We start from the raw sequence: 17018 nt of genomic DNA, 5'->3' as shown, positions 1-17018 counted from the left end.
CCCGAGTCAACGGAGAGGGTACCCAACCCGAGCGTCAGGCAGTGGAGTCGAGGACCGCGAGGGCGTCGATCTCGATCAGCAGTCCGGCCGGCAGGCCCACGTACACGGTGGTGCGGGCGGCCGGGGCCTCCTTGAGTCCCTGCTCCTCGAAGTAGGTGTTGTAGATGCCGTTCATCTCGCCGAAGTGGCCGGTGTCCGTCAGGTACACGCGGATCATCATCACGTCGTCCCAGCTCGCACCGCCCGCCTCCAGGACGGAGCGGACGTTCTCCAGCGTCTGGAGGGTCTGCTCGCGCAGCGTGGGACCGGCGGGGGTAGGCGGCTGCCCGTCCACGTGCGGGAGGAAGCCGACCTGGCCGGCGACCTGGAGGATGTTGCCCTTGCGCACCCCGTGCGAGAACTTCGCGGGGGGCGTGGTGTGGGTGCCGGGGGTGATGGCGGTCTTCTCGGTCATGACGGCTCTTCCTGTGCGGGGCCCGAGCCTGAGTACTCGCGGCCGATGGTGTCGGCGGTCTGCCGGACGAGCGGGAGCAGTTCGAGCAGCCCCTCGGCGGAGACGACCACGCCGGGGGCGGAGACGGACATCGCGGCGACCACGCGTCCGCCGGGTCCGCGGATGGGGGCGGCCAGGCAGTTCAGGGCCTCTTCGTGGCCTCCCAGATCGGTGGCCCAGCCCTGCGCCCGTACGAGGTCCAGCTCGCGGAGGTAGGCGGCGGCGTCCGGGGTCGAGCGCGGGGTGTAGGCCGGGTACTCGATCCGGTGCGCGAGGGCGGTCCGCTCGGCTTCGGGGAGGTCGGCGACCAGCAGCTTCGCCACGGCCGCGACGGTCAGCGGCACGGGCCGGCCGATGCGCGAGTACATCCGGACCGGATAGCGGCTGTCGACCTTGTCGATGTAGACGACCTCGTCGTCCTGGTGGAGGGCCAGGTGCACGGTGTGGCCGGTGGCGCGGTTGAGTTCGACCAGGTGCGGGTGCGCGATGTCGCGCACGTCGAGGTTCTCGATGGACTCGGCGGCCAGCGCGAAGAGCGAGGCCCCGAGCCGGTAGCGGCCGTCGGTCTGCTTGTACACGAAGCCGTGCTCGTGCAGGGTCCGCAGCAGCCGCAGGGCGGTGCTCTTGTGCACGCCGAGCACCTCGGCGACCTCGCCGAGCCCGGCCGGGCCCCTGGCCAGGGCGGGCAGGATCCGCAGCGCCCGTTCCACGGACTGACTCAACTCCGCGCCCTCCGTTCCGCCGGGGCCCGTTGACCCGCCGTCATCCGGGATGTTAGACAGCATGCAGCGGTACACGCAACGACCGTTGCAACATGCGCAATGCACAATGCGCACAGCCGCGACGTACGCGCGACGCACACGCCACGCCACACCCCGGGAGGCACGCACATGCCCAGCGACCCCGTCCAGGCCCTCGCCCAGGAACCGGTCGACCACCGGTTCAAGGGCCTCCCCCCGGACGCCGAGCGCACGGGCCTGACCGTCGGGCAGCTCGCCGCCCAGCGGCGGGACCTCTTCTCCGGAGGATTCACCACCCCCGTCCTGACCCTGGACGCCGACGCGCTGAGCCACAACCTCGCCGCCCTCAAGGCGTACACCGAGCGCCACGGCCTGGCCTTCGCGCCGCACGGCAAGACCTGCATGGCCCCCCAGCTGTTCCACCGTCAGCTCGAGCAGGGCGCGTGGGGCATCACCGCCGCCGTGCCCCACCAGGTCCGCGTCTACCGCGCCTTCGGCATCCAGCGGATCTTCCTCGCCAACGAGCTCGTCGACGCCGCCGCCCTGCGCTGGGTCGCCGCCGAGCTCGCCGCCGACCCCGGTTTCCGGTTCGTCTGCTACGTGGACTCCGTGCGCGGGGTCGAGCTCATGGACCAGGCCCTCCAGGGGCAGCCCGCCATCGCCGTCGTCGACGTGGTCGTCGAGCTCGGCGCCGGCGAAGGCGCCCGTACGGGGGCCCGTACCGACGAGGACTGCCGGGCCGTCGCCGACGCCGTGGACCGGGCCCCCACCCTGCGCCTGGTCGGCATCGCCGGGTACGAGGCCGAAGTCCCCGGCGCCGAACCGGAGTCCGTGCACGCGTACCTGCGCCGGCTGACGGGCCTCGCCGTCGAGTTCGACAAGGCCGGGCGGTTCCCCGCCGGCCTCGACGAGATCGTGGTCAGCGCCGGCGGCTCCGCCTGGTTCGACGCCGTGGCCGACGTGTTCGCCGAGATCCCGGAGCTGTCCCGGCCGGTGCTCAAGCTGCTGCGCTCCGGCGCGTACGTCTCGCACGACCACGGCTGGTACACCCGCCTGACCCCCTTCAACCGGATCCCGGAGGAGGGCGCCCTGCGCCCCGCGTTCCGGCTCTGGGCACAGGTCGTCTCCCGCCCCTCCCCCACCCAGGCGTTCGTCAACGCCGGCAAGCGCGACATCGCCTACGACCTGGGCCTGCCCGAGGTGGAGCTGCTCCGCGATCCGGTGACCGGCATCGAGCGGACCCCGGCCGCCGGCTCGGTCCGCGTCACCAAGCTCTCCGACCAGCACGCCTGGCTGGAGACCGACTCCGCCGACGACCTCCAGGTCGGCGACTGGGTGGCGCTGGGCATGTCCCACCCGTGCACGATCTTCGAGAAGTGGCCGCTGATCCCGGTGGTGGAGAGCGACGGCACGGTCGGCGAGTACGTCCGGACGTTCTTCTAGAAACATGGACCTGGTCATCCGGGGGGCCCGCGTCGTCGACGGCACGGGCGGGCCCTCCTGCACCGCCGACGTCGGCGTCCACGAGGGCCGCATCGCCGAGGTGGGCAGGATCCGGGGCGGCGGGCGGGAAACCCTCGACGCCCACGGGCTCGTCCTGGCCCCCGGCTTCGTCGACATGCACGCCCACAGCGACCTCGCGCTGCTCCGCGATCCGGACCACAGCGCGAAGGCCGCCCAGGGCGTGACCCTCGAAGTCCTGGGGCAGGACGGCCTGTCGTACGCCCCCGTGGACGACCGGACCCTGACCGGGGTGCGGGCCGCCATCGCCGGCTGGAACGGTACGGGCGAAGACATCGACTTCGACTGGCGGGACGTGGGCGGGTACCTGGACCGCCTCGACGCGCAGGGCATCGCCGTCAACGCCGCCTACCTCGTCCCCCAGGGCACCGTCCGCGCCCTCGTCGTGGGCTGGGGCGACCGGCCCGCGACCCCCGCCGAGCTCGACCGGATGCGCGCGCTCGTCGCCGAGGGCCTCGCGCAGGGCGCGGTGGGAATGTCCTCCGGGCTCACCTACACCCCCGGCATGTACGCGTCCGGCGCCGAGCTGACGGAGCTGTGCCGGGTGGTGGCCTCGTACAGGGGCTACTACTGCCCGCACCACCGCTCCTACGGGCACGGGGCGCTCGGCGCCTACGCCGAGATGGTCGAGCTGACCCGCGAGGCCGGCTGCGCGCTGCACCTCGCGCACGCGACGATGAACTTCGGCGAGAACCAGGGCCGCGCCGGGGAGCTCCTGGGCCTCCTCGACCGCGCGCTGGCCGCCGGCGCCGACATCACCCTCGACAGCTACCCGTACACCCCGGGCTGCACCACCCTGGTCGCGCTGCTGCCCAGCTGGGCGAACGAGGGCGGACCCGAGGCGGTCCTGGCCCGGCTGCGCGACGACGGCGAGGCCGAGCGGATCCGGTACGCGCTGGAGGTGGAGGGCGCCGACGGCTGCCACGGGGTGCCCGTGGACTGGTCGACGATCGAGATCGCCGGAACCACGGATCCGGCCCACGGGGCCCTCGTCGGCACCCGCCTGCCCGACTGGGAGACGGCCCGGCGGCTGCTGCTGGACGACCGGCTGGGGCCGAGCATCCTGCAGCACGTGGGGCACGAGGAGAACGTACGGGCGATCATGCGCCACCCGGTCCACACGGGCGGCTCGGACGGCATCCTGCAGGGCGCGAAGCCGCACCCCCGGGCGTACGGCACCTTTCCGCACTACCTCGGGCACTACGTGCGCGAGCTGGGCGTTCTCTCCCTGGAGGAGTGCGTCGCGCACCTGTCGGGCCGCCCGGCGGCGCGGCTGCGGCTGCCCGACCGGGGGACCGTGCGGGTGGGCCACCGCGCGGACCTGGTCCTGTTCGATCCGCTGACGGTCGCGGCCGGGTCGACGTACGAGCGGCCGCGCGCGCTGCCGACCGGGATTCCGCACGTCCTGATCGACGGCCGTTTCGTGATGCGGGACGGCCTCAGGACGGACGTCCTGGCCGGGCGCGCGATCCGCCGGACGCCGCATGGTGGCCGCTAGATATTCATACTTCCCACCTACGATGAGCGGCATGTACGCCTTTGTCCCTGCCGCGCTCTTCCTCGCCCTCTTCGGCGTGAGCGTCCGGGCCGACCGCCGGCGCTTTCGCAACGCGGTCTACCTCGGCCTCACCTTCATATTCGCGTCGATCGGGCTGCTGACCCTGGTGCCCGATCTGCCCCACGGCCTCGGCGGGATCATCGTCGCGATGGTCTTCCTGGTCCCCGCGCTCGGTACGGTCGCACTCGGCGTCTTCCTGATCGGCAACGGCCTGACCATGGTCCGCAAGGAGGGCCGCCGCCCGGCCAACCTGCTCTCCTTCATGGCGGGGGTGGGGATCTTCGCCCTGATCTCGTTCGTCCTGACCCTGGGCAACCAGGGCTCCCAGCGGTGGGACGCGGTGGTGGGGGGCGTGGTCTTCCTCGCCGGGTACGTCTCCTTCCTCTTCCTCTGCTTCCTCGCCTACGCCTACCTCTACGGCCGGATCAAGGTGCGCGGGGACGTGGACTACGTGGTGATGCTGGGCTCCGGCCTGATCGGCGGCGACCGGGTCCCGCCGCTGCTGGCCTCCCGGCTGCGCAAGGGCATGGAGATCCATGACGCCCAGATCGCGCGGGGCGGCCGCGTGCCGCTCCTGCTGACATCGGGCGGCAAGGGGGCGGACGAGAAGGTCGCCGAGGCGCGGGCGATGGCCGACTGGCTGATCGCCCAGGGCGTTCCGCAGGACCACGTACGACTGGAGGACCGTTCCCGCACGACGCAGGAGAACCTCGGCTTCAGCCGCGAGATCATGCTCGCCGGTGATCCCGGCTACCGCTGCGTGGTGGTCACCAACAACTTCCACGCCTTCCGCGCCGCGATGACGGCCCGCAAGGCCGGGGTGAACGGGCAGGTCCTGGGCTCGCCGACGGCGAAGTACTTCTGGCCGAGCGCGACGATCCGCGAGTTCGTCGCGGTGTTCTGGGAGCACAAGATCGTGAACCTCGGCATCTGCGGCGCGATCGTCGCCCTGACGGCGACGCTGGCGGTCAACGCCGGGTGACGCCGGCGCCCGGGCCCGAGGTGCGTTCATGGCGGCGCGGTCGGAGGATGGGGCCAGGGGGCGGCACCAGGAGGAGGCAGCGATGGACAGTGAAGCGGACCAGCAGCCCAAGACCAAGGGCCCGGCCAAGCTCTACTCCGGCGGGGAGCGCCCGTACGACCCCGAGGACCTCGTCATGGCGAGCGGCCGGGACGTGACTCCGGAGCGGGTCAAGAAGGCACGCGAAATGATGGAGAAGGAAGGCCCGGCAGCGATCGAACGCTACCTCCCGTAGGTACGGCTCCCGTAGGTACGGCCCGAGGCGGGGTCAGCCGATGCGCTTGTAGGCGCAGGTGAAGGTGGCCCCGCCGAAGGAGAAGACCTTCGTCATGCCCTGGGGCGCGGGGGTCCACAGCACGGTGATCGCACCGCCCCCGTCCAGGAGGTCCACCTCCACCAGCCCCTGGTCCCCGGACCCGGTGAAGGTGGTCTTCGCGTCGAGCTCGGCCTCGTTCTTCCAGCCGAACCCCACCCCCAGTTCGAACTCCTGGATGATGGTCCGCAGGGCGGTCCGCACTCTCAGCCGGTAGCCCGTCGCGGTCGCGGTGAACTCGTCCACCGGCGCGGCGCTCACCGCCAGGGATCGCTGGGCCAGGCCCATGCCGACCGCGCCGAGATAGGCGTCGTAGTGCTCCGGCGAGGTCAGCTCGAACTTGCCGATGAGATGTGGAATATCCTCTGCCATAGGTCCCACTCCTACCGAAACCGCAGGTCAGACGGCAAATGGCACGGGCCGGAGTGGCCGGAAACCGAATGGCGACACGCAGGCATATGAGATGACCTGTACTGCCGGATTGGCTTCATCGCCACCGATTCGTCCGGAACGGAAAAGGCCGGATTTCCCGTCATCCGTTGGGGTGCGCACGCCGGGGCTCAGCCGAGGTCGTACACCGTGACGGGTATGCCCTTCGCGCACAGGCGGGCGCTGATCAGCGGCTCGACGCGGGACCACTTTCCTCCCGCCAGGCCGCAGCCGATGCGGGGCATGTGGACCGAGGCGTCCAGCTCGGCGGCTCGGGTGGCCAGGTTGGCCAGGCAGTGGTCGATCGCCTCGTAGCGGACGGGCGGGCCCGCGCTGCCGGTGCGGATGCCCCGCTGGCCGATCATGTTCGCGACCCAGGTGTCCGGGAGGACCTGGACGAGCTGGAGCGCGCCCAGCGCGAAGTCGTTCCCGCTGCGTCCCCGGTGCCAGGCCCGGAACTCGGCCTCCGGACCGCTCCAGCGTTTCGAGAGCGCGAGGACGAAGCCCTTCCCCCAGCCCCCGAGGTCGTTGCACACGTGCGCGATGATCTTCGGCCCCTTGGCCTGCGGGCTGGTCGCGTCCCCCCGGACGATCTTCAGCTGCGACATCGGCCCCACCCCTTTCCCCCTCTTCCGGAAGGTACCCGGACCCGCTGACAACGCCGGAAGACACCTGTCCCGCGAGGCTTGCGACCTCACCCTGCGGGCCTTAGGTCCACACTCCGCCCAGCAGCGGGTTTATGCGGTTTTAACCGTGTTACAACTGGACTACCGCGCCGCAAATAGCGCATTTCCACCCGCTGTTGCCCAGCCCACACAAGCGCTGTCCTTCCTTGGCAACACACCTCGTTTCCTCTGGAGGAAGCACCGTGAGCACAGCCGAGCAGACGGCCCCGTCTGCCAAGAAGAACTCCGCCGTCATGGCGGTCATGCAGCGCCTCGGCCGCAGCCTCATGCTGCCGATCGCCGTGCTGCCGGCAGCCGCGCTGCTGATGCGCTTCGGCAACGCCGACATGCTCGGCAGCGAGTCCCTGCCGGGCTGGGTGAACGAGATAGCCAAGTACATGGCGGCCGGCGGCAACGCCGTCTTCGGCAACCTGGCGCTGCTGTTCGCCGTCGGCATCGCGGTCGGCTTCGCCAAGAAGTCCGACGGCTCCACCGGCCTCGCGGCCGTCGCCGGCTACGTGGTCTTCTCCAACGTGCTGGGCACCTTCACCGACGGCAACGTGCCGCAGGTCGAGAAGGTCGTCGACCACCAAGTCGCCCTGGTCGACGCCCCGGTCAACGCCGGCGTCCTCGGCGGCGTCGTGATGGGCATCATCACCGCCCTGCTCTACCAGAAGTTCTACCGGACCAAGCTGCCCGACTGGGCCGGCTTCTTCGGCGGCCGTCGCCTCGTCCCGATCCTGTCCTCCTTCGCGGGCCTGGTCACCGGCATCGTCTTCGGTCTCATCTGGCCGGTGCTCGGCAAGGGCATCCACGGCCTCGGCGAGTGGCTGGTCAACTCCGGCTCCGTCGGCGCGGGCATCTTCGGCGTCGTCAACCGCTCGCTGATCCCGGTCGGCATGCACCACCTGATCAACTCCTTCCCGTGGTACCAGGCCGGCGAGTACAACGGCGCCCACGGCGACATCAACCGCTTCCTCGCCGGTGACCCCACCGCCGGACAGTTCATGACCGGCTTCTTCCCGATCATGATGTTCGCCCTCCCGGCGGCCTGCCTCGCGATCGTCCACTGCGCCCGCCCCGAGCGCCGCAAGGTCGTCGGCGGCATGATGTTCTCCCTCGCGCTCACCGCCTTCGTCACGGGCATCACGGAGCCCATCGAGTTCACCTTCATGTTCATCGCCCCGGTCCTCTACGCGATCCACGCGGTCCTGACCGGCGTCTCGATGGCGCTCACCTGGTCCCTCGGGATGAAGGACGGCTTCGGCTTCTCTGCCGGCGCCATCGACTTCGTCCTCAACCTCGGCATCGCGTCCAACCCGTGGGGCCTGGCCGGCATCGGCCTCTGCTTCGCGGCGCTGTACTACTTCGTCTTCCGCTTCGCGATCACCAAGTGGAACCTCCCCACCCCGGGCCGCGAGTCCGACGAGGAGCTCGCCGAGATCCTGAAGGCCGAGGCGAAGTAACCGTGTCCGAGCCGCGCACTCCCGGTCAGGGGATGCCCTGCGGGGAACGGCGGGAACTGATCGCCGGCGTGGCGCGGGAACAGGGTCGCGTCTGGGTCGCGGACCTCGTACGGGACCTCGGCGTCAGCCGGATGACGATCCACCGGGACCTCAAGCAGCTGGCGGCCGAGGGCCGCGTGGTGCGGGTCCGGTCCGGGGCGACCTCCCGGACCGGGCCGGGCGGCAGCTGGTCGGCCTGACGGCCCGCTCCTCCCCCCGATGAAGAGCCCCGCGGCGGGCGCGCCACCCACGAGGTGGCAGCGCCCGCCGCGGGGCTCTTCTGCGTCCGGGGCCGGGCCGCCTCCGACTACAGGTACTCGCGGGCGAACTCCACCGCCCATTCGACCGCCGCCACCGGGACGCTGCCCGAGGAGGGGTCGACGGTGAGGCGGGCGGACTCCCAGTCCTTGTCGTGCTCGCGGTGGATGGCGAAGACGGCCGGGGTCTCGGCCCCGCGCACCGTGGCCCAGAACTCGATCGCCCGGTCGTCCCCGTACGAACCCAGCGCCTCGATCACCATGTCCCCGATCGTGAACTCCACTGCCCCACCCCTCAAACGATCTCGGACGGCAAGCCTCCACCGGGGCCGACCGGGCCGCATGAGTGCGCGTACTCATGCCATGTACCTAGATGGGCGAGCTTCAGGCGGCCGCACCGCGGACCGGCAGGGATCAGCCCCCCGCCAGCAGGCGGCGCCAGCGGGGCCGCTCCGTCACCAGGCAGGCCGCCGCGAGCGCGGTCACCGCGGCCGCCGCCCAGAGCGGCCAGGCGGCCCAGGACGCGGCCACCGCCGCGGCCAGCTGCAGCAGGACCAGGGCGATCGTCACCGCACCCGGGACCGGGACCATCACCTGCGCCTTGTCCCCCGGGGTGGCGAACACCGTCGGGAGGCCGATCAGCAGCACCACACCGGCCACCGCCGCCGTCACCGACCAGCCGGCCAGGGCCCAGGGGGTGGCCACCCAGGCGCACAGCTCGGTCGCGAACCGGAACACCGAGGCCAGGTCCGCCTTCGGCCGGGCCCCTCTCCCCTTGCCACTCATCTCCCGTGCCCCCCGCTCTCCTTGATCACCGTCGTGCGCCGCCGCGCCACCGCCGCACACCCTAGGAGCAGCCAGGGTGACGAGCGCAACACCAGTCCGGCAGTCTCCCCCGCCCCCACTCATTCCGCAGGCCGGAGCGCGGGGCCGGCCCTGGTTTCCAAGGGCACGTGGCGCCCGTACCCAAGCTTTGCGCGAAGGGGACATATCGGGCCGCCGGTCGCCGCCCATCCGGCCGTCGAATACCGGAGCGCACCCGCACGCGGACCCGTAAGCTCCCGTCATGCAGGTGATCCAGTCAACGAAACTCGCCAATGTCTGCTACGAGATCCGCGGCCCCGTGCTCGAAGAGGCCATGCGGCTCGAAGCAGCAGGTCATCGCATCCTCAAGCTCAACACCGGCAACCCCGCGGCCTTCGGCTTCGAGTGCCCGCCGGAGATCCTTGAGGACATGCTCCGCAACCTGGGCAACGCCCACGGGTACGGGGACGCGAAGGGGCTGCTCTCCGCACGCCGCGCGGTGATGCAGCACTACCAGACCAAGGGCATCGACCTGGACGTCGAAGACGTCTACATCGGCAACGGCGTCTCCGAGCTGATCCAGATGTCGATGCAGGCGCTGCTCGACGACGGCGACGAGGTGCTCGTCCCGGCGCCGGACTATCCACTGTGGACCGCTTCCGTCAGCCTGGCCGGCGGCACCGCCGTGCACTACCGGTGCGACGAGCAGTCCGACTGGATGCCGGACCTCGCCGACATCGAGCGCAAGGTCACCGACCGCACCCGCGCGATCGTGATCATCAACCCGAACAACCCGACCGGCGCCGTCTACGACGACGAGATGCTGCGCGGGCTGACGGACATCGCCCGCCGCCACAACCTGATCGTGTGCTCGGACGAGATCTACGACCGGATCCTCTACGACGGCGCCACCCACACGAACACCGCCGCGATCGCCCCGGACCTGCTGACGCTCACCTTCAACGGGCTCTCCAAGAACTACCGCGTCGCCGGCTACCGGTCCGGCTGGATGGCCGTGTGCGGGCCCAAGAAGCACGCCTCGTCCTACATCGAGGGCCTGACGATCCTGGCCAACATGCGCCTGTGCGCGAACATGCCCTCCCAGCACGCCATCGCCACCGCGCTCGGCGGACGCCAGTCGATCAACGACCTGGTCCTGCCCGGCGGACGGATCCTGGAGCAGCGCGACACGGCGTACGACCTGCTGACTCAGATCCCCGGCATCACCTGCGTGAAGCCCAAGGGCGCGCTGTACCTCTTCCCGAAGCTGGACCCGTCGGTCTACAAGATCAAGGACGACCGGCAGATGGTCCTCGACCTGCTGCGCGAGGAAAAGATCATGGTCGTGCACGGTACGGGCTTCAACTGGCCCGAGCCCGACCACTTCCGGATCGTGACCCTGCCCAACGCGAAGGATCTGGCCGACGCGGTGACCCGGATCGGTAACTTCCTGGAGGGCTACAGCCAGCCGTAGGGCGCCCGGACGGCCCGACACGCCGCACGTCCAAGATTCAACTCAACTTTAGACCGAATCCAATGTAGGATGGTCTCCTGACCACGCAGGAGGCCACCTCATGTACGAGCCGATCCGGACCAAGCCGGTCGATCCCCGCATGGGCGGCCGCCCCACCACCGAGTACCCGCGCAGCAGCCGCGCCGAAGCGCTGGACATCCAGCTCGGCGGCCACCTCGCCGCGCTGCTCGCCGTCACCGACGAGCTGGGGCTCGACGAGGCGGCCGCGGAGATCGCCCTCCAGGTGACCCGGCTGCGCGGTGCGCAGCCCACCCGCGCGCCCCACCACCCCGGCCAGGCCCCCGAGAACGCCACCCCGCTGCACCAGCGGGCCCACGACCTCGCCGCCCGCGCCCTGCTCGTCGCCGCATCCCGCGCCGACACCACCGTCGCGATCCTCGCCGCCGAGCGCATGGACGCGCACACCGCCGCGCTCGACCTCGTCGGCGCCCACTGACGGCCCCGGTCCGGGGCCGCGGAGGCTCCGGACCGGGCGCCATTGCCCTGCGGGGCTGGACCTGTAACCCGTTTCCGGCTCGGGCCTGGACCCCGGTAAAGACCTGGGGCTCCGCCCCAGACCCCGCGCCTCAAACGCCGGCGGGGCTGAGATTTCCCGGGCGGGGCTGAGATTGCCCGGCGAGGGCGTGATTGCCCGCCGGAGCCGAGATTGCCCGCCGGGGGTAGCGGGCCTTGCGTGCAGCCGGTACAACATGTCTGACAACTGCCTTGCCGGGGGGAACCAGACGATGCACCAGCCGAACTTGATGCGCCGCAGCGGGGTGGTCCTGGCTCTGCTCCTCGGGGCCGCACTCTTCGCGGGACCGGTGGCCGCCGAGGCCGCTCCCCGGGCCCAGCAGGCCTCGTACGCACAGCAGTTGACGCAGGCGCCCGCCGGCGGGCACGCGCTCGTCCAAGGTCACCCGGTCAAGGCCCCCGAGTCGACGACCGGGAAGCCGAAGAAGTCCAAGAAGTCCAAGAAGAAGGGCTTCAAGGGGTTCGGCACCATCCTCCTCGTCATCGTCTTCATCGTGATCGTGGGCCTGCTCATCTGGTTCTTCGTGCAGCGCCGCAACCGCCGGAGTCACTGAACCGGCGCGGCCTCGGTGAACTCGGCCGCGGCGACCCCGCACCACGGGACCGTGTCCGGGGGCCAGACCGGGCCCAGGGAGTCCCCGTGTTCCGCCGCCCCCGGGGCCACGCCCGGGATCTTCACCAGGGCCTGGGCCCAGCGGTCGCCCGGAGCCCGGGTCTCCTTCTCGCGGAACTCCACGGTGACCACGTAGGCCCCCGTGCCCGGGAAGCGGTTCACCGCCTCCACAGAGGCCACGACGCGGCGGCTCGCCGGATCGATTCGGCAGTCGGTGATCCGTACGTCCTCCCGCGCCGCCGAGCCGGGCCGCGGCTGCGGCGCGCCCCCGGCCCACACGTACAGCCCCAGCGGGGCGAAGACCATCATTCCCGCCACACACACCAGGGCGACCAGCCAGCCCTGCCACTTCAACGCGCTCACGGCCATGGCACGATCCTCCCGGCCGCCCGCCCCGGTCACCAGCACCCACGGAGTCACACAGCATTTCGAAGTGGGACCGCCTGGACACTCCCCGTTCACTCAACTCAGCGCGGAATGTGGGTTTCCGCGAGCACTCTGCACCCGTGAGACGCATCCTAGGAATCGCCCTGGCGGTCCTCCTGATCGGCGGCGTGATAGCCGCCATCGCTCTCGGGGGCAAGAAGCCGGAGGGCACGGCAACGAAGACCGTGCATGGCGTCATCGGTTCGGAGAAGTCCGAGTTCTTCCGCGACCCCGACGTCGTCAAGGCCCTGAAGGACAAGGGCTACACCGTGAAGACGGAGACCTCGGGCTCCTGGGCGATGGACCAACTCGCCCTGAAGGAGTTCGACTTCGCCTTCCCCAGCAGCAATGAGCCGGCCGCCGAGATCGAGACCGCGGCCGGGGTGAAGGGCGCCCAGACCACCAAGCCCTTCTTCTCCCCGCTCGTGGTCATCGCCCGCGCCAACGCCGCCAAGGTCCTCACCGACCACGGCCTCGCGAAGATGACGGGCAAGAACACCGGCACGCTCCTCCTCGGCCCCTACCTGAAGGCCGCGGACGGGCAGAAGAGCTGGCAGGAACTCCAGGGAGGCACCAGCGCCTTCCCCGAGCTGAACGGCACGATGTTCATCCGGACCACCGATCCGGCCACCTCCAACTCGGGCGCGCTCTTCCTCGCCACGGCCTCCAACGTCGCCAACGGCTCCACCGTCGTCTCCGACGACGCCGGAATCGAGCGCACCGCGCCCCTGATGCGCAAAATGATCTCCGTCCAGGGCGCCATGCCGCAGTCCACCGACGACCCCTTCCGGGCCTTCCTCAGCGGCAGCGGCGAACCGCTCATCCTCGCCTACGAGTCCCAGGTGGCCAGCCTGCTCCTCCAGAAGCAGGATCCGGGCGACATGGTGGTCCTCTACCCGGACACCACCGTCAACTCCCCCCACACCTTCGTGCCGATCAGCGAGAACGCCAAGGACCTCGGCGCCCTCCTGGTCTCCGACCCGGCCCTGCGCGCGCTGGAGATCCGCCACGGGTTCCGGCCGCAGGAGGGACTGGCGGAGTTCACCGCCGCGACCACGCCGTACACCGCGTACCTCAACCCGGGGCTGACCGGCATCCGCCAGGTCGGCGCCCCGACCGTCAAGATCCTGATGGCGCTGGCAGCGCGCGCCAAGGGATAGGGGGACACACGATGACACTGACACCGCCCGAGGACAGCCCGCTCGTCCTCACCCCTCCCGAGCCCGTCGCCCCCGTCAAGCGGGAGCAGGCCTCCGGCCTCGTACCGCTCCAGGACGGGGTGCGCGACGAGATGGCCCGCCGGGCCGGGGAGTACGTCGGCTCGCTGGCCGGCATCGACAGCCGCTCCCCCGAGTTCGCCACCCGCATCGGGGAGATCACGGGCCTCGGCTCCGCCGACATCCGCAGCGCCGCCCAGCAGTCCAACCGGATGCTGGACCGCGCCGTACGCTCCCTGGGCGCGGACGGCGGCGGCGACGCCCAGGGCCGTGTGGCGAACTCCCTGGTCGAACTGCGGCGCACCGTCGTGGACCTGGATCCGAGCGACTCCCCGGCCAAGGGGTTCGGCAAGCTCCTCTCGAAGCTCCCCGGCGGGAACAGGTTCCGCGACCACGTGGCCAAGTACGCCTCCTCCCAGGCGACCCTCAACCGGATCGTCGGCGCCCTGCGCGGCGGCCAGGACGAGCTGCGCCGCGACAACGCGGCCCTGCACACCGAGCGGGCCCGGCTGTGGGAGACCATGGGCAAGCTCCAGGAGTACGCGGTGCTCACCGAGGCCCTGGACGCGGCCGTCGAGCAGCGGATCACCGGCGAGGGCGACCCCGGGCAGGCCGACGCGCTCCGCGCGGACGTGCTCTTCCCCGTCCGGCAGAAGCACCAGGACCTGCTGACCCAACTGGCCGTCTGCGCCCAGGGATACCTGGCGATGGACGTGGTCCGGCGCAACAACGACGAGCTGATCAAGGGTGTCGAACGGGCCGCGACCACCACGGTGTCCGCACTGCGGATAGCCGTGATGCTGGCCTCGGCCCTCGAGAACCAGAAGCTGGTGATCAAGCAGATCGACACCCTGCGCGACACCACCGAAGACCTCATCCGGGGCAACGCGGAGATGCTGTCCACGCAGAGCGGGGAGATCCAGCGGATCGCCGCCGACCCGGCGGTCGGCGCCGAAACCCTGCGGACGGCCTTCGCGCAGATCTACAAGACCCTCGACGCCATCGACACCTTCAAGGTGCAGGCGACGGAGAACATGGCGGCCACCGTGGAGTCCCTGACCGGCGAGCTCCAGTCCGCCTCGGCGTACCTGGCGCGCACCCGCACCGCGAGCGTCCTCGAAGGGGGCGGGCGATGAGCATCCGAGGCGCCGTGGTGCGCAGACGGCTCGCCACCGCGGTGGCACTGGCCGCCACCCTGCTCGGGGCGGGCGCCTGCACCTCCGAGAGCGGCTCCGGCAGCTCCGGCGGCTCGGGCCAGCCCAAGCCGTCGGTGTACCAAGAAGGCAAGTTGCGGGTCCTGGCCTCCAGCGAACTCTCCGACATGGACGAGGTGCTCAAGGAGGCCAAGAAGGCCACCGGGGTGAGCGTCGAGCTGACCATGTCGGGCACCCTGGACGCGGTCGAGCAGATCGCGACGGGCAAGGCGGACGGGAAGTACGACGCCGTCTGGCTCTCCTCCAACGACTACCTGCGGCTGCGGCCGGAGGCCGCCGGCAAGCTGTCGAGCGAGACCCCGGTGATGTCCTCGCCGGTCGCCATCGGCGTGAAGCCGCAGGCGCTGGCCCGGCTCGGGTGGAAGCCCGAGGAGGTCACCTGGTCGGCGGTCCACGAGGCCGTGGCCGCGGGGAAGCTGACGTACGGGATGACCGATCCGGTGCGCTCCAACTCCGGGTTCTCCGCGCTGATCTCGGTCGCCTCGGGGCTGTCGGGCGCGCAGGCGGCGCTGACCGACGCGGACGTGGCGAAGGCGCAGCCGAAGCTGAAGGAGTTCTTCGCCGGGCAGAAGCTGACCTCCGGTTCCTCGGGCTGGCTGGCGACGGCGTACGAGAAGCGCGGGGACGTGGACGCGCTGGTGAACTACGAGTCGGTGCTGCTGTCCATGAACCGGGACGCGAAGACGGACCTGACGGTGATCCGGCCGCTCGACGGGGTGGTCACCGCCCACTACCCGCTGACCCTGCTGACCTCGGCCCCGGCCGGGGCCCGCGAATCGGGCCGGGCGCTGACCGAGTACCTGAGCGGGGCCGTGGCCCAGAAGTCGATCACCGAGAAGACCTTCCGCCGGCCGGTTGCGGCCGGTGTGACGCCGGCGGCCGGGCTGAACGCCGACAAGCGGCGCGAGCTCCCCTTCCCGGGCACCCGCTCGGTGGCGGACGGGCTGCTGGCCTCCTACGAGAACGAGCTGCGCCGGCCCTCGCGCACGGTGTACGTGCTGGACACCTCGGGCTCGATGGGCGAGGACAACCGCATCGGGCGGCTGAAGGACGCGCTCACCGAGCTGACGGGTACCGGGACTTCGGGTACCGGGCAGCGGTTCCGGGACCGCGAGGAGGTGACGCTCCTGCCGTTCGGCGACAAGGTGAAGAAGGTACTGACGCACGTGGTGGAACCGGGCAATCCGGGACCGGCCCTGGACGCGATCCGGGGTGACGTGAAGTCGCTCAAGCCGGAGGGGGGCACGGCCGTGTACGGCAGCCTGAAGGCGGCGTACGAGCACCTCGGCGAGGGCAACGCGGACGCGTTCACCTCGATCGTGCTGATGACGGACGGGCAGAGCGGCGACCGGGTGAAGGACTTCGACACCTTCTACGCGGCGCTGCCGGAGGCGCAGAAGCACACGCCGGTCTTCGCGGTGCTCTTCGGGGACTCGGACCGCAAGGAGCTGGCCCACATCACCGAACTGACCGGCGGACGGCTCTTCGACGCCACCGACGGCAACGGTTCGCTGGACGGAGCCTTCGAGGAGATCCGTGGCTACCAATAGGGCCCTCCGATACCTGGAGTCGAAAAAGAACCTGGCCGGCAGCGCCTGCGGGCTCCTCGGCCTGGGCCTGACCCTCACCGGGGTGGCCGGCACCTACTGGCCCGCGGTGGTCGCCGGGCTGTACGCGGCGGGGGCGCTCATCGCCCCGCCGGACCTGCCCGAGCCCCCCAGGCCCCCGGAGCCCGCCGAGGAACTGGGCTTCGTACGGGAGGACTTCGCGCGGCTGCGGGAGTACGTGGCCGAGGTGGACCTCCCGGCGGAGCCGGCCGGGGTGCTGGCCGGGCTGCTGGAGCTCTACGCGGCGATGCTGGAGCCGGGCTGGGTGGCCGGCGTACTGGCCACCGATCCGGAGGCGGTGCACGCGCTGACGCGGGCGATCCGCACGGACGTGCCCGAGTGCGTGGACACCTACAACCGGACCCGCTGGTGGACCCGGCTCACGCCGGGCGGCGAATCACCGGAGCGCCACCTGGAGCGGCAGCTGTCGCTGCTGCACGAGGAGGCGGAACGCCAGACGGCGGACCTCCGTGAAACGGAGGCCCGCCGTCAGCAGACGCACACGACCTATTTGGAAGGTCGCAGGGAATCCTAGGTCGGGGAATCCCGCGTCAACCCGCGGCCGGGGACAGCCGGCTGCGGGAGTTC

The 17018-nt window shown here is 70.9% G+C and carries 20 protein-coding genes; 13 read left to right on the top strand and 7 right to left on the bottom strand.

Annotated elements, in window-relative coordinates:
* Positions 1–34: 34 nt before the first annotated feature.
* Both OHU74_RS23000 and OHU74_RS22995 read right to left on the bottom strand, forming a co-directional pair.
* On the bottom strand, positions 35–454 hold the full coding sequence (locus OHU74_RS23000; protein ID WP_371617631.1) for a RidA family protein: 420 nt from the start codon (positions 452–454) through the stop codon (positions 35–37).
* Positions 451–1215 carry an IclR family transcriptional regulator gene (locus OHU74_RS22995; RefSeq protein WP_371617630.1) on the bottom strand — a complete coding sequence of 255 codons (765 nt, stop codon included), beginning with the start codon at positions 1213–1215 and terminating at the stop codon, positions 451–453. Before OHU74_RS22995 ends, OHU74_RS23000 begins: the two co-directional genes overlap by 4 nt.
* Positions 1216–1383: 168 nt before the next feature.
* Here OHU74_RS22995 and OHU74_RS22990 point away from each other — a divergent pair, with 168 nt between their 5' ends.
* The 4 genes from OHU74_RS22990 to OHU74_RS22975 all read left to right on the top strand — a co-directional run bounded on the left by OHU74_RS22990 (position 1384) and on the right by OHU74_RS22975 (position 5568).
* On the top strand, positions 1384–2676 hold the full coding sequence (locus OHU74_RS22990) for an amino acid deaminase (protein WP_371617629.1): 1293 nt from the start codon (positions 1384–1386) through the stop codon (positions 2674–2676).
* Positions 2677–2680: 4 nt separating this feature from the next.
* On the top strand, positions 2681–4252 hold the full coding sequence (locus tag OHU74_RS22985; RefSeq protein ID WP_371617628.1) for an amidohydrolase family protein: 1572 nt from the start codon (positions 2681–2683) through the stop codon (positions 4250–4252).
* A gap of 31 nt (positions 4253–4283) precedes the next feature.
* A complete protein-coding gene (locus tag OHU74_RS22980) occupies positions 4284–5294 on the top strand; it encodes a YdcF family protein (protein WP_371617627.1) in 1011 nt (336 codons plus the stop codon).
* Between the two features lie 82 nt (positions 5295–5376).
* Positions 5377–5568 carry a hypothetical protein gene (locus tag OHU74_RS22975; RefSeq protein WP_330298286.1) on the top strand — a complete coding sequence of 64 codons (192 nt, stop codon included), beginning with the start codon at positions 5377–5379 and terminating at the stop codon, positions 5566–5568.
* Between the two features lie 33 nt (positions 5569–5601).
* On the opposite strand, the gene OHU74_RS22970 is transcribed toward OHU74_RS22975, so the two are convergent.
* Positions 5602–6018 (bottom strand): lipocalin/fatty-acid binding family protein, encoded by a 417-nt coding sequence (locus OHU74_RS22970; protein WP_371617626.1) that lies wholly within the window; start codon positions 6016–6018, stop codon positions 5602–5604.
* Positions 6019–6206: 188 nt separating this feature from the next.
* Positions 6207–6683: a macro domain-containing protein gene (locus OHU74_RS22965; RefSeq protein ID WP_371617625.1), complete on the bottom strand. Its 477-nt coding sequence runs from the start codon at positions 6681–6683 to the stop codon at positions 6207–6209.
* 311 nt (positions 6684–6994) lie between these two features.
* On the opposite strand from OHU74_RS22965, the gene OHU74_RS22960 reads away from it, so the two are divergent.
* The gene (locus tag OHU74_RS22960; protein ID WP_371619773.1) at positions 6995–8206 is read left to right on the top strand and encodes a PTS transporter subunit EIIC; all 1212 of its coding nucleotides are present in this window, start codon (positions 6995–6997) and stop codon (positions 8204–8206) included.
* A gap of 2 nt (positions 8207–8208) precedes the next feature.
* Positions 8209–8445 (top strand): DUF977 family protein, encoded by a 237-nt coding sequence (locus OHU74_RS22955; protein ID WP_371617624.1) that lies wholly within the window; start codon positions 8209–8211, stop codon positions 8443–8445.
* Positions 8446–8552: 107 nt separating this feature from the next.
* Here OHU74_RS22955 and OHU74_RS22950 read toward each other — a convergent pair whose 3' ends face one another.
* Both OHU74_RS22950 and OHU74_RS22945 read right to left on the bottom strand, forming a co-directional pair.
* Positions 8553–8786 carry a hypothetical protein gene (locus OHU74_RS22950; protein WP_371617623.1) on the bottom strand — a complete coding sequence of 78 codons (234 nt, stop codon included), beginning with the start codon at positions 8784–8786 and terminating at the stop codon, positions 8553–8555.
* A 130-nt stretch (positions 8787–8916) separates the two neighbouring features.
* Positions 8917–9288: a hypothetical protein gene (locus tag OHU74_RS22945; protein ID WP_371617622.1), complete on the bottom strand. Its 372-nt coding sequence runs from the start codon at positions 9286–9288 to the stop codon at positions 8917–8919.
* 280 nt (positions 9289–9568) lie between these two features.
* Between OHU74_RS22945 and OHU74_RS22940 the strand changes: the two genes are divergently transcribed.
* From OHU74_RS22940 to OHU74_RS22930, 3 genes are all read left to right on the top strand, one after another.
* Positions 9569–10780, top strand: coding sequence for a pyridoxal phosphate-dependent aminotransferase (locus tag OHU74_RS22940; protein WP_371617621.1), 1212 nt, complete (start codon positions 9569–9571; stop codon positions 10778–10780).
* A 100-nt stretch (positions 10781–10880) separates the two neighbouring features.
* Positions 10881–11276, top strand: a complete 396-nt coding sequence (locus OHU74_RS22935) for a hypothetical protein (RefSeq protein WP_371617620.1) — start codon at positions 10881–10883, stop codon at positions 11274–11276.
* A gap of 289 nt (positions 11277–11565) precedes the next feature.
* Positions 11566–11907, top strand: a complete 342-nt coding sequence (locus OHU74_RS22930; RefSeq protein ID WP_371617619.1) for a hypothetical protein — start codon at positions 11566–11568, stop codon at positions 11905–11907.
* Here the strand turns inward: OHU74_RS22930 and OHU74_RS22925 are convergent.
* The gene (locus OHU74_RS22925; protein WP_371617618.1) at positions 11901–12335 is read right to left on the bottom strand and encodes a hypothetical protein; all 435 of its coding nucleotides are present in this window, start codon (positions 12333–12335) and stop codon (positions 11901–11903) included. The two genes, OHU74_RS22930 and OHU74_RS22925, sit on opposite strands and share 7 nt — an antisense overlap.
* 137 nt (positions 12336–12472) lie before the next feature.
* Here OHU74_RS22925 and OHU74_RS22920 point away from each other — a divergent pair, with 137 nt between their 5' ends.
* Genes OHU74_RS22920 through OHU74_RS22905 form a run of 4 tightly spaced genes read left to right on the top strand, consistent with a single transcriptional unit; the run spans position 12473 to position 16965 of the window.
* A complete protein-coding gene (locus OHU74_RS22920) occupies positions 12473–13552 on the top strand; it encodes a substrate-binding domain-containing protein (RefSeq protein WP_371617617.1) in 1080 nt (359 codons plus the stop codon).
* Positions 13553–13563: 11 nt separating this feature from the next.
* Positions 13564–14745 (top strand): toxic anion resistance protein, encoded by a 1182-nt coding sequence (locus OHU74_RS22915; RefSeq protein WP_371617616.1) that lies wholly within the window; start codon positions 13564–13566, stop codon positions 14743–14745.
* Entirely contained in the window at positions 14742–16373 is a 1632-nt protein-coding gene (locus OHU74_RS22910; RefSeq protein ID WP_371617615.1) for a substrate-binding domain-containing protein, read from the top strand. The genes OHU74_RS22915 and OHU74_RS22910 overlap by 4 nt, the downstream gene beginning before the upstream one ends.
* Positions 16360–16965: a hypothetical protein gene (locus OHU74_RS22905; RefSeq protein ID WP_371617614.1), complete on the top strand. Its 606-nt coding sequence runs from the start codon at positions 16360–16362 to the stop codon at positions 16963–16965. Before OHU74_RS22910 ends, OHU74_RS22905 begins: the two co-directional genes overlap by 14 nt.
* Positions 16966–17018: the final 53 nt, after the last annotated feature.

It is taken from the genome of Streptomyces sp. NBC_00454 (assembly GCF_041434015.1).
In the GTDB taxonomy this organism is placed as follows: Bacteria; Actinomycetota; Actinomycetes; order Streptomycetales; family Streptomycetaceae; genus Streptomyces.
Note: the sequence above shows the minus strand (reverse complement) of the source record. Positions and strands in the feature narration are given on the sequence as shown.